This is a genomic window from Mesorhizobium sp. M1A.F.Ca.IN.020.03.2.1, from assembly GCF_004023205.1.
Lineage (GTDB): Bacteria > Pseudomonadota > Alphaproteobacteria > Rhizobiales > Rhizobiaceae > Mesorhizobium.
Genome location: NZ_RZSV01000181.1, coordinates 1 through 12,015 on the forward strand (window position 1 = coordinate 1; position 12,015 = coordinate 12,015).

Genomic DNA, 12,015 nt, shown 5'->3' on the forward strand with positions numbered 1-12,015 from the left:
GCCTTGTTGATGCCGCGCATGGTGGCAGGGATGGCGGTGGCGGCCAATGCGCTGAGACCGGAGGTGAGGCCGGAGAGCACCCGAAATGGTATGTTTTCCCGTGCCAGCGACAACGCCTCTTCGCCGCCGCGGCCGAAAATATAGGGATCGCCGCCCTTGAGCCGCACGACGCGGCGGCCCTCGCGCGCCAGCCGCACGAGCAGGGCGTTGATGTCGTCCTGCTTCATCGAGGGCTGGCCGCCGCGTTTACCGGCGTAGAAGAGCTCCGCGCCTGCAGCAACCGCGACGACATCGGGCGAGACCAGCGCGTCATAGACCAGCGCATCGCACTGCCCGAGTGCCGCCAGCACTTCGAGCGTCAGGCAGCCGGGATCGCCGGGGCCGGCGCCGGCCAGCCAGACATGGCCGGGCTCCAGCGCGCGCGGCTTGAAGTTCAGCCGCGCCAGCGCCTGCTCCACCGTTGCCCGTCCGTTTCTGTTGGTGCTGGCGTTCACAATCCGTCCCGTCCGCGAAAACGCCGCTGGTAGTGGGCGTCGTAAAGTGAGCTCTCGCCGAAATCCTGCGCGGCCAATGCGCTGCCGACGAAGATGATCGCCGTGCGCTCCATCGGATTTTGCGCAAGCTGCGCCTCGATCGTGCCCAGCGTGCCGGTCAGAATGCGCTCGTCCGACCAGGAAGCGCGGAAGACGACCGCCACTGGGCATTCTGCGCCGTAGAGCGGCGTGAGTTCGGCAACGATGCGGGCGATGGCATGGATGGCGAGATGGATGGCTAGAGTTGCACCGGTGCGGCCGAAGCCGGCAAGCGTCTCGCCGGGCGGCATTTTCGAGGCGCGGCCGGAGACGCGGGTCAGCACGAGGCTCTGCGCGAGCTCGGGAATGGTAAGCTCGCGCCGTAACGCCGCCGCCGCCGCCGCGAAGGAAGGCACGCCCGGCGTCAGCGTGTAGGGGATATCGCGCTTCTCGAGCCGCCGGATCTGCTCGGCCACTGCGCTCCACACCGAAAGGTCGCCGGAATGCAGGCGCGCGACGTCCTGGCCGGCTTCGTGGGCGGCAAGATATTCGGCCTCGATCTCGTCGAGCGACATCGGCGCGGTGTCGATCAGTTTTGTGCCGGGCGCGCAGTGTTCGAGCAGTTCCGGCGCGACGATCGAGCCGGCATAGAGGCAGATCGGACAGGAGGCCAGCAGGCGGCTGCCGCGCAAGGTGATGAGGTCGGCAGCACCAGGGCCGGCGCCGATGAAATGGACGGTCATTTTGGGCCTCCACCAAGGGCGATGGCACAGGTTACAGGACCAAGTACCGTACGTGGTCCAAGCAGTTTCGCCTCTTTGCCGGCCGCGGCCAGGGCCGACGCTTCCGAAACCGACGGCGTGCCGGCGTGAGCCTGCGACCATTCGGATTGGCTGATCGTGCCGGATGAGACGGTTTGCAAGGCGTCGTCGGAGACGACGAGCACGGGCAGGTCGAGGTCGCGACCGGCAAGAAAGATCGCTTGCTCGTCGCGTTTCATTTCGCCCGTTGCCAGCGCTGAAAGCGCGGTCTTTGGCAACCCATGCGCTTCGAGCGCGGTCTCGATCGCGGCGCGCACGTCGCGCGCCATCACACCCTTCCGGCAGCCGATACCCGCGACCATCATGGCTTTACCCAGCTCCATTGCATGACCGGCATGGCCGGACGCCAGGCCTGCATGGATCCGACCGGCGCCGCACGCGAGAGGGCGATGCGCAGAAGGTCGCCGCCGCGCCTGGTATGCTGGTCAAGCAGCAGCGCCTCCATTTCCAGCGTCACAGCATTGGCGACCAACCGGCCGCCGGCGCGCAGCGACTTGATCGCTGTCTGCAGCACGCCGGCATCGCTGCCGCCGCCGCCGATGAAGATGGCGTCTGGTGTCGCCAGTGTTGCCAGCGCTTTCGGCGCCGAGCCTTCGATGACGACGAGACCGGGCACGCCGCAATGCGCGGCGTTGCGATGGATGCGGGCGGCGCGCTCGCTGTCGGCTTCGATGGCAATCGCCCGCATCGAAGGGTGAGCCCGCATCCATTCGATGCCGATCGAGCCGGAGCCGGCACCGATGTCCCAGAGCAGTTCACCGCGCCGCGGCGCCAGCGCCGACAGCGTCATGGCGCGGATCTCGCGCTTGGTGATCTGGCCGTCATGCTCGAACAGATGATCGGCAAGGCCGACGGTCAAAGGCAGGATGCGCGCATCCGGAGTCGATTCTATTTCGAGCGCCAGCACGTTGAGCGGATTGATGTTTTTGAGATCGAAGGCGTCGGCGCGGGCAGCGTGGCGCGTTTCGCCCTGGCCGCCAAGCGCTTCGAGAACCGTCAACCGCGACGGACCGAAGCCGAGTTCGTCGAGCAGCGCGGCGATGGCGACCGGCGCGTCGCTGTCGGATGTGAGCGCAAGGATACGTGCGCCGGGGTGGAGCAGGGGGCGGAGGAGGTCGATCGAGTGGCCATGCAACGAGATGGTTTCGACATCCTGCAGCGCCCAGCCGAGACGGGAGGCGGCTAGCGACAGCGATGACGGCGCCGGCAGGACGAGCATCTCATCCGGTTTCACTTTGCGCGCGAGCGTGACGCCGACGCCGTGGAAGAACGGGTCGCCGGAAGCCACCACGCAGACGCTTCTGCCTTCGAGCGCCAGCACATCATGCATCTCGGCATCGAACGGCGTCGGCCACGGTCGCGCCTTGCCCTTGGCCAAGTCTGAGACGAGCGCGAGGTGCCGCTTGCCGCCAAAGATGACTTCGGCCTCGGCGATCCTGCGCTTGGCCTCGTCGCCCAGACCCGCTACACCGTCCTCGCCGATGCCGACGATGGTCAGCCATCTTGCGACCGGCTTGGCAGCGCGCGAACCCTCAGCAGGCATGATGACCCACCGTATTCTGATTCTCGGCGGAACCACGGAGGCCCGGCAGCTGGCGGGCAAGCTGGCTCGCCGGAAGGATTTCTCGATCACGCTGTCGCTCGCCGGCCGCACCGAAAGCCCCATGGCGCAAGGCGTCCCCATGCGTAGCGGCGGCTTTGGCGGCATGGAGGGATTGGCCGCCTACCTCCATCGGGAACAGGTCGATCTGGTGGTCGACGCCACGCATCCTTACGCGGCCCGTATGTCGGCCAATGCCGCTGAGGCGGCCAGGCAAACCCGCGTGCCGATGGTTGCGCTGCGGCGTGCCGGCTGGGAGCCTGTCGCGGGTGATCGCTGGACTTTCGTGGAGAGCGTCGCTGAAGCGGCCAAGGCGCTTGGCACGGCGCCGCGACGAGTCTTGCTGGCGATCGGCCGGCAGGAAGCCGGCGCGTGCGAGGCCGCTCCGCAGCATCGCTATCTCATTCGCAGCGTCGACCCGATCGAGCCAAAGCTGGCTGTGCCTGACGCAGTTTACCTTCTGGCGCGCGGGCCGTTCCCCGAAGCGGACGAGCGCGCGCTGCTTGAAAAATACGCCATCGATACCGTCGTTTCGAAGAACAGCGGCGGCGAGGCGACCTACGGCAAGATCGCCGCGGCGCGCGCGCTCGGCATCGAGGTGATCATGGTGCGCAGGCCGCCGCTGCCTGACGTTGCGTCGGCCGAGACCGTCGATCAGCTGGCTGCGATGGTCGATCATTTTCTCGACCCAGTTGCCGAACGCGGCGTGTAGACCAGCGCGGGCTTGTCGCCGCGCTTGATGATGCGGGTCTCGGGCGAGCCGATGATGACGCAGGTCGACATGTCGGCCTTTGCCGCATCGGCGTCGGCGAGCAGAAACACCTCGATGCGCTCTTCGGGCCGGCCGGCGGCGCGGCCGAAGATCACCGGGGTGGTGCCCGGCAGAATGGCCTTCAGGCATTCGAAGGCGCGGCCGAGCTGCCAGGGGCGGGCCTTGCTGATCGGATTGTAGAGCGCAATGACGAAGCCGGCGCCGGCCGCCGCCAGCAGACGCAGCTCGATCAGCTCCCAGGGTTTTAGATTGTCGGAGAGCGAGATGGCGCAGAAATCATGGCCAAGCGGCGCGCCGATGCGGGCGGCGACCGCGAGCATGGCGGTGACGCCGGGAACGACCGCGAGGTCGATTGACCTCCATTCTGGCGGACCGGCTTCGATCGCCTCGCAGACGGCGGCCGCCATGGCGAATACGCCGGGATCGCCGCCGGACACGACAGCGACGCTGTGACCTTCGGCTGCCTTGGCCAGCGCCTCGTTCGAGCGGGCTAGCTCTTCGCGATTGTCGGAGGCGATGCGGGTCTGGTCCTGTCGCAGCTCGAGCCGGTCGAGATAGGGCTTGTAGCCATAGAAGAAGGAAGCCTCCGTCACGGCGCGGATCGCCTCCGGCGTGACCTGATCGGCATTGCCGGGGCCGAGGCCGATCACGGTGAGGCGGCCGCTCAAGGCTTGGCTCCGGGAACTCCGGGACGCGCCGACCAGCCGGCGACCAGCACGATGGCGAAATAGGGGGCCTTGTCGTCCGGCTTTTCCGCGAGCCGCATCGACACGCTGCCCGGCATGGTGCCGCGCTCGACATAGACGGCCTTCGTCAGCTTGCCGGTCGCTTCCAGCGCGCGGCGGATCTTCGGCAGGTTGCGGCCGACCTTCATGATGACGGCGGCATCGGTATCGGCCAGCCGTCGCGTCAGCTCGAACTCGCTCATCGTGCCGGGAAGCACGGTCAGCACATCGTCGCCCTGGACGATCGGCAGGCCGGTCGCCGACCAACAGCCGGACATGGCGGTGATACCGGGAATGACTTCGGTCGGGAATCGGTGCGAGAGGCGCACGTGCAGATGCATATAGGAGCCGTAGAAAAGCGGATCGCCCTCCGACAGCACGGCCACCATCTTGCCGGCGCCGAGATGCCCGGCGACCTGTTCGGCGGACCGCTCGTAGAAATCGGTGATCTGCGAGCGATAGTCGTCGTGATCCTTGTCGATCTCGGTCGTCACCGGATAGAGCAAGGGCAGCTCGACCATATCCGGGCGAAAGCGCGCCTCGACGATGGCGCGCGCGTTGCTGTTGTTGCCGCGCTTGGCGAAATAGGCGACGACATTCGCTTCAGCCAATGCCCGCGCGGCTTTCAGCGTCAACAGCTCCGGATCGCCGGGACCGGTGCCGACGCCGACGAGCCGGCCTTTGGGGAAAGCGTTCACAGGCCTGGCCTCGCCAATGCGTTGAGTGCTGCGGCCGTCATGGCGCTGCCGCCCAGCCTGCCGCGCACGATGGCGTAAGGTACGCCGTAGGAGTTTTCCGCCAGTGCATCCTTGGATTCGGCAGCACCGACGAAACCAACCGGCAGGCCGATGAGGGCGGCCGGCGTCGGCGCGCCGTCGCGCAGTTGTTCGAGCAGATAGAACAGCGCGGTCGGTGCGTTGCCGATGGCGACCACCGAACCTGCCATGCGCTCGCTCCAAAGGTCGATAGCGGCGGCCGAGCGCGTGTTGCCGATTTCCTTGGCGATATCGACGGTGCGCGGGTCGCGCAGCGTGCAGATCACCTCGTTTCCGGCCGGCAGGCGGGCACGGGTGATGCCGTGGGCGACCATCTCGGCATCGCAGAAGATCGGCGCCCCGGCGGCAAGGGCGGCACGGGCCGCTTCAACGAAACCGCTGGAGAACACGAACTGGCTGGCTGCCTCGACCTGGCCGCAGGCGTGGATCATGCGGATCGCGACATCGGCCTCTGTCTCGGAAAAGCGCGACAAGTCCGCCTCGGCGCGGATGATGGCGAAAGAGCGCTCGTAGATCGCCATCCCGTCATGGATATAGTCGTAGGCGGCCATTCTTCAGTTCCGTCGATAGAGTTCGGCGATCTCAGTCGCGCCGAGCCTTGTGAGGCAAGCGGCGGCAGTCTCGCCGGGATGCCGTGCGTTTCGGATCGCCGCCGCAATGCCGGCGACCCCGCGCGCGGCGTCATAGCCCGGCCTGTATCCGGCAGGAAGGGTCTTTGCCGTCCCGTCCACGACAAGTCCGGCTCCGTTTTCGTCGCCGACCAGGGTGAGCCCCGCTGGGCCGGGATGGGCGCAGCCTTTGGCGCAGCCGGAAATGTGGAGGGTGAGGGAGGCATCAAAGAGATCGGGGCTTTCCGTTGCGATTTCTTCGGCGATGGCGCGGGTGGCGATGCGGCCGGAGGCGCAGGCGGGCGCTCCGGGGCAGGCGGCAATGCGGGTGCGCGGATCGGTGGGGGCGGTGATGAAGCCGAGGGCGGACGCGGAGGCTTGGAGAGAGGCGCTGGCGAATGGGGAGAGGTTGAGGAAAAGTAGGGTGCGGCCTGGGGCCATGCGGATTTCAGCCGAGCCCAGATCGGAGGCCCTGGCGGCGAGGTCGATGAGGTTCTGCGCCGGCATACTTCCGAAGGGCAGGCCGATGCCGAGGGCGTGGCTGCTGCTCAGGTCGAAGAGGCCGATGGGCGAATGCTGACGCCCTACGGCGCCCCCCTCTGTCCTGCCGGACATGTCCGGCAGGACAGAGGGGGGCGCGAAGGAATGCCAGCCTGCGAGCGAAGCCAACTGCCGGTCCGACAAATCCCGCGTGTGCGCCTCGCGGCCTTTTTCGGCCACCATCCTTAGTGCAGCCACCGCGATGTTGCGCGCCGTATCCTCGTCAACAGTGGCGAGTGACTTCGCGCTTCGGCTGTCACCGGCAACCGACACGCTCCACTGGACGCCGGCCACAGTCCGCACCGCCTTCAGCCGCACGTCAGCCGTCAGCGCATCCACAGCCAACTGCCCGCCGCCGTCGACGACCACGGACACCTTCGGCCCCAACCGTGGCGTCAGCCCCGCCTCTTCAATAGCCAGCCTGATCCGATCGGCCACGGGGCGCGAATCTGCAATCTCCTGCGGGTCGATACCCGCGAGCGGCCCGGTCTCCACCGGCACGCCCGTCCGCACCGCGATGCCCAGCGCATCCACTTCCGCCGCCAGCAGCCAAGCGCTGTCTGCGGTCAGGCCCCGGATCTGCAGGCTACCGCGAGCGGTCACTTCCATGATGCCGTTGCCGTGGCGCAAGGCGGATTCGCAAAGACCGATCAGCGACTTGGGTGCAAGCCCTCCAGGAACCGGATTGAGCCGCACCAGCAGACCATCGCCGGTCTGCATCGGCGCGCTCAACGCGGGGCAGGCGCCACGACGCGAGAAGGCGTTCATGCCGCCACCTCGCTTGCCTGCGCCTCGGCGATCAAGGCCGTGAGATCGTCGTCGATGGAATTCCTGAGCGGATGCCAGAGACCGCGCCGTCGCGCAGCCAGGAATCGCTCAGCGATGACCTTCGCGGCGGCGGGATTTTCGCGCAGCAAGAAGGCTCGGACTTCCGCATCACCGATATAGGCGTCGTGCACCGCCTCGATCAGCGCGCCCGATATGGCATGCGTGGTCTCGGCGAAGCCGACCAGGCGGTCGACCGTCTCGGCGAATTCCGAGGCGCCGCGGGGGCCGTGGCGCATCTGCCCGGCAATGAAGCGCGGATTGACGGCGCGGGCCCGCACCACGCGCGACACCGCTTCGCCGACCGATCGCGGACTCGGCTTCTTAGGGTCAGTCGTGTCGAGCACGATGACATCGGCATTCCTGCCAAGCGCGGCAAGTGCGGCTGAAAACCCGCCAATGAAGGCGACATCGGCCGAACCTTCGAGGATGTCGCGGCCCGGGTCGTCGCCGGTGTGGACAAGCAGGTCCGCGTCGGCGATGCGGCCCTCGAAGACGCCGGGCGCGGAGATGGCCTCACCGTCGGCGCCGCCATAGGCATGCGAGGTTGCTTCGAGATAGGCGCGGCCGATCTCTTCGCGCGCGCTCCATTCGCCGCGCGACAGCAATTCCTCGACTCCGGCGCCGTAAGTGCCGGGCGAGGTGCCGAAAATGCGCGGACCAATTTTGCCTTGGGCACGGGCCGCGGCGGCAAGCGGATTTTCCGAATCGTCCTCGTCGCGACCGGCGACGGCGCTGGCGGCGGCGCCGATCAGCGCGATCTGGGTCGGGAACATATCGCGAAACAGGCCGGAGATGCGCCAGGTGACGTCGACGCGCGGGCGGCCGAGGGCGGCCGGCGGCATCACCTCGATGCCGGTGACGCGGCCCGTTGCGGCATCCCATTGCGGCCGGCAGCCCATCAGCGCCAGGCCTTGCGCGATCTCCTCGCCGCCGGTGCGCAACGAGGCGGAGCCCCAGAGGTCGATGACCAACGAGCGCGGCCAGTCGCCATGGCTCTGCATGTAGCTGCGCACGACTTCTTCCGCCGCCGCCTGCCCGAGATCATAGGCCGTCGACGTCGGCATGGTGCGCGGATCGGAGGTGAAAAGGTTGCGGCCGGTGGGCAGGACATCGGAACGACCGCGCGCCGGCGCGCCTGCCGGTCCGGCCTTGATGTGACGCCCGTCGAGCGCAGCGAGCAGGGCGTCTTTTTCGGTCTCGGCGCTTTGGCGGCGCAGTGGATCGGCCTCTTCTTCCGGCGCGCGGCCATAGACATGCAGCCCGTCCTTGACGGCAAAATCCTTGAGGTCGCACAGCCACGCGTCGATGCGGCGCAGCGCCTCGTCCGGCACATCGGTTCCGGCAACTCCGGCTTCGGCAGCCAGCCCGGATTTCTCCGCTGTCTCGACGATGAGCCTGGCCAGACGGTCGCGGCGGCGGCGGTCGAGCCCGTCGGCTTGTGCGTATTCGTCGACCAGCCGCTCAAGCCTCTGTTGCGCCTCGTCGAGCCCGGCGCCGGTCAGCGGCGGCGGCAGGTGACCGAGCGTGACGGCCGAGATGCGGCGCTTGGCCTGCGCCGCCTCGCCGGGATTGGAGACGATGAAGGGATAGACAACCGGCAGCGAGCCGGTGACGATCTCGGGAAAGCAGGTGTCGGAGAGCGCGACCGTCTTGCCCGGCAGCCATTCCAGCGTGCCATGCGCGCCGACATGGACGATGGCGTGGACGCCGAGCGACTTTTGCAACCACAGGCCGAAGGCGATCAGCTCGTGGCGCGGGGGAAGGGTCGGGTCATGGTAGTCAGCGCGGCGGTCTGCGGAGCGGCCACGGTCGGGGGCCAGCGCCACGGTGACGTTGCCGAAGATGGCGGCGCGGAAGGAGAAGCTTGCGGAAGGAGGCGCTTGAACACCCCCCTCTGTCCTGCCGGACATCTCCCCCTCAAGGGGGGAGATTGGCAGTTTCGCTGACGGCGCTTCTCCTCCAGCGTTGATGATTGGCGAAAGCATCGATGCAGGCGCAATCTCCCCCCTAGAGGTGGAGATGTCCGGCAGGACAGAGGGGGGCGCATTGACGTGAGCTTTGTCGTTGGCTCTCCCCCACGCTGCCTCAACCGTGTCGCGTGCACCTTCGGGAAGCGCTGCCGAAAAGGCGAGATATTCCTGTAAGGTGAGACCAGGTCCACCCACCTCCAACACATCCAGCAGCCCGCGTGGCGATTGTGGAATCCCATCAACCGCATAGCCCTGTTCCTTCAGGTCCTGCAGCATGGCGAGCACGCTCGACGGCACATCCAGGCCGACAGCATAGCCGGTGCGTCCGGGCGCGCTTGGATAATCCGGAATCAGGATCGCCAGCTTGCGTTCCGCCCGCTCCGTCCGTTGAAGGCGAATGATCGCCGCGACGCGAGCGGCGACCTGGGCGACGCGATCCGTTTCCGGTCGGTTGGCGAAGGCGCGGAAGGCCAGCGCCGGATCGGCGTCGATCTCGCCCTTGAAGGAGATCGCGCCGGCGAGGATACGGCCATCGAGCTCGGGCAGCACGACATGCATGGCAAGGTCGGCGGGCGCCAGGCCGCGCTGGTTTTTCTCCCAGACTTCGCGCCGCGTCGTGGCGACGATGACCTGGAACACGGGCACGCCGGCACGGTCGAAGAGCGTTTCGGCACCAGGCTCGGCACCGGAAGCGAAGGCGGTTGCAGTGACGATGGCGGACGGGTTCAACGAGGTGATGGCGGTTTCGACGAAAGCCAGCGATACCGGGTCCTTGAGGCTCGAAACAAAGATCGGCATTGGCGTCATGCCCTGCGAGCGAAGGGCATCTGCGAGTGCATCGATTGGCGCGACGTCCGCGGCAAGCAGCATCGAGCGGTAGAAGAGGATGGGGATGACGGGGGCACCGACGCTGTCGATGTTGAGCTCCGCCACACCCCCCTCTCTCCTGCCGGACAGAGGGAGGTGTGACGGATCGCCGACGTTCAAGAAGACTGATTTCGCGACAACTCCGATTCCTGGTTGATAGTACCCCGCCTTCGGCACGCTCACCGGCTCGGCCACGGCCGTATCCGACCCGGCGAGCCTTGCCAGTCTTTGCACCAGCGCGCTCATGTTCGCCGGGCCGCCTTCGCGGAAATAGCCGAGCAGGGCGTCGAGTTCGGCGCGCGGCAGGGTCGAGGCTTCGATCAGCCGCTGGTCCTCGTCATGGCTTTCGCCCGGCAGCAGCGCCAGCTTGATGCCGCGCTCGCGTGCGACCGCGGCGAGCTGGTCGGAGCCATAGCGCCACCAGTCGTAGCCGCCCAGGATGCGGACGAGGACCACCTTGGCGTGACGGGCAACGCTGTCGATCCAGAGGTCCACCGACATCGGATGGCGGAGATCGCGAAGTGCTGCCAGCCGCATCGACGGCAGCCGCGCGGCGTCGGCCTTCCACGCAGCGGCGAGGCCGGCGAGATCGCTGTCGGTGAAGGACAGGGCCACGACATCCGCAGGCGTCTGCCTGAGGTCGATCGGCTCGGCGAGATCGTCGAGCGAGGCGGATGTCGTGGTGAGGATGTGCATCGCGGTTCGGTCTTGCCTCAGCCGGCGAGGATACGCTCGATCGCCGGGCGGTTCAGCCCCTTGAGGCCGATGACGACGAGCCGCGATCGGCGGTCGTCGTCCGGCGTCCAGGCGCGGTCGTAATAGTGATTGACGCGCGGGCCGACGGCCTGGAGCAGCAGCCGCATCGGCTTGCCGCCCACCTCGACAAAGCCTTTGACGCGCAGAACGTTTTCCTGCTCGGCGGCGAGAGCGACGCGCTTTGCCAGCTCATCCGGACTGGCGATGGACGGGATATCGAGGACGAAGGAGTCGAAATCGTCATGCTCATGGTCGAGCTCGTCATCGTGATGGGTCTTGCGGTTCTCGACGTCGTCCTCGACGGCGAGGCCAAGACCGAGCAGCACCGACGGGTCGACCTTGCCCTGTGCGGTCGGCACGACCTTGACCGCGCGCGCCACGTGCTCGCCGATAACGGCATTGGCGCGGACTGAGCCCGCCGCGTCCATCAGATCGCTCTTCGACAGGATGATGAGGTCGGCGCAGGCGATCTGGTCCTGGAACACCTCTTCGACCGGATCATCGTGGTCGAGCGAGTCGTCGGCGGCGCGCTGCGCCTGCAGGGCGTCTAGGTCGGAGGCGACGCGGCCGTCGGCCAGCGCCGGACCGTCGACCACCGCGACGACGCCATCGACCGTGACGCGGCTCTTCACCGTCGGCCACTGGAAGGCCTGGACGAGCGGCTTCGGCAAAGCGAGGCCGGAGGTTTCGATCAGGATGTGGTCGACTTTCGGTGTGCGCGACAGGATCTGGTCGAGCGCCGGCACGAAATCGTCGGCGACGGTGCAACAGATGCAGCCATTGGCGAGCTCGACGATATTTTCCTCCGGGCAGGTGTCGATGCCGCAGCCTTTCAGGATCTCGCCGTCGATGCCGACATCGCCGAATTCGTTGACGATGATCGCCAGCCGCTTGCCCTTGGCGTTTTCGAGCAGGTTGCGGATCAGCGTGGTCTTGCCGGCGCCGAGAAAGCCGGTGATGACAGTGCAGGGAACACGGGAGAGGGATGCGGTCATGTCAGTCCTTCAGCAGGTCGAGGGGAGGGAGGCGGGCAACCAGGCCGCGCTTGAGGGAATCGGGCCGGCCTCGCCAGGGGATGAGGCCGTCGGTCGAGGTGGCAAAGAGCTTTGCGCCGGTGACGAGGTCGGCGCCGCTGGTCGTTTCCAGGTCACCGAAGACATAGCTCCAGCAGCCGTCGCGCAGCAGCGCCGCGCTCAGGCGGCGTTTGCAATTGCCGAGACACTCGACGGTGCGGATGCGG

12 protein-coding genes are annotated in these 12,015 nt (G+C 67.3%); 1 reads left to right on the plus strand and 11 read right to left on the minus strand.

Annotation, left to right across the window (positions count from 1 at the left end; genetic code table 11):
- The 4 genes from EOA79_RS23655 to cbiE all read right to left on the minus strand — a co-directional run.
- Positions 1–494, minus strand: a 494-nt coding sequence (locus tag EOA79_RS23655) for a uroporphyrinogen-III C-methyltransferase (protein ID WP_245489920.1), incomplete at its 3' end; no start/stop codon positions are given.
- Positions 491–1,255, minus strand: a complete 765-nt coding sequence (gene cobM / locus EOA79_RS23660) for a precorrin-4 C(11)-methyltransferase (RefSeq protein WP_095826216.1) — start codon at positions 1,253–1,255, stop codon at positions 491–493. The genes cobM and EOA79_RS23655, both read right to left, overlap by 4 nt.
- Complete coding sequence (locus EOA79_RS23665; protein WP_095801993.1) at positions 1,252–1,638, minus strand: cobalamin biosynthesis protein; 387 nt, start codon at positions 1,636–1,638, stop codon at positions 1,252–1,254. Before EOA79_RS23665 ends, cobM begins: the two co-directional genes overlap by 4 nt.
- Complete coding sequence (gene cbiE, locus EOA79_RS23670) at positions 1,635–2,876, minus strand: precorrin-6y C5,15-methyltransferase (decarboxylating) subunit CbiE (protein WP_127335653.1); 1,242 nt, start codon at positions 2,874–2,876, stop codon at positions 1,635–1,637. Before cbiE ends, EOA79_RS23665 begins: the two co-directional genes overlap by 4 nt.
- A 1-nt stretch (position 2,877) precedes the next feature.
- Between cbiE and EOA79_RS23675 the strand changes: the two genes are divergently transcribed.
- Entirely contained in the window at positions 2,878–3,645 is a 768-nt protein-coding gene (locus EOA79_RS23675; RefSeq protein ID WP_128293329.1) for a cobalt-precorrin-6A reductase, read from the plus strand.
- On the opposite strand, the gene EOA79_RS23680 is transcribed toward EOA79_RS23675, so the two are convergent.
- From EOA79_RS23680 to EOA79_RS23710, 7 genes are all read right to left on the minus strand, one after another.
- On the minus strand, positions 3,609–4,373 hold the full coding sequence (locus EOA79_RS23680; RefSeq protein WP_095801991.1) for a precorrin-3B C(17)-methyltransferase: 765 nt from the start codon (positions 4,371–4,373) through the stop codon (positions 3,609–3,611). The genes EOA79_RS23675 and EOA79_RS23680 overlap by 37 nt on opposite strands.
- Positions 4,370–5,128: a precorrin-2 C(20)-methyltransferase gene (locus tag EOA79_RS23685; protein WP_095826214.1), complete on the minus strand. Its 759-nt coding sequence runs from the start codon at positions 5,126–5,128 to the stop codon at positions 4,370–4,372. The genes EOA79_RS23680 and EOA79_RS23685 overlap by 4 nt, the downstream gene beginning before the upstream one ends.
- Positions 5,125–5,757 carry a precorrin-8X methylmutase gene (locus EOA79_RS23690; protein WP_128293323.1) on the minus strand — a complete coding sequence of 211 codons (633 nt, stop codon included), beginning with the start codon at positions 5,755–5,757 and terminating at the stop codon, positions 5,125–5,127. Before EOA79_RS23690 ends, EOA79_RS23685 begins: the two co-directional genes overlap by 4 nt.
- 3 nt (positions 5,758–5,760) lie before the next feature.
- Positions 5,761–7,122 (minus strand): precorrin-3B synthase, encoded by a 1,362-nt coding sequence (gene cobG, locus EOA79_RS23695; RefSeq protein WP_095826212.1) that lies wholly within the window; start codon positions 7,120–7,122, stop codon positions 5,761–5,763.
- Positions 7,119–10,715 carry a cobaltochelatase subunit CobN gene (cobN, locus tag EOA79_RS23700; RefSeq protein ID WP_128293325.1) on the minus strand — a complete coding sequence of 1,199 codons (3,597 nt, stop codon included), beginning with the start codon at positions 10,713–10,715 and terminating at the stop codon, positions 7,119–7,121. The genes cobG and cobN overlap by 4 nt, the downstream gene beginning before the upstream one ends.
- Positions 10,716–10,732: 17 nt before the next feature.
- Entirely contained in the window at positions 10,733–11,770 is a 1,038-nt protein-coding gene (cobW, locus tag EOA79_RS23705) for a cobalamin biosynthesis protein CobW (RefSeq protein ID WP_095826210.1), read from the minus strand.
- A gap of 1 nt (position 11,771) precedes the next feature.
- Positions 11,772–12,015, minus strand: a 244-nt coding sequence (locus EOA79_RS23710) for a DUF1636 family protein (protein ID WP_128293327.1), incomplete at its 5' end; no start/stop codon positions are given.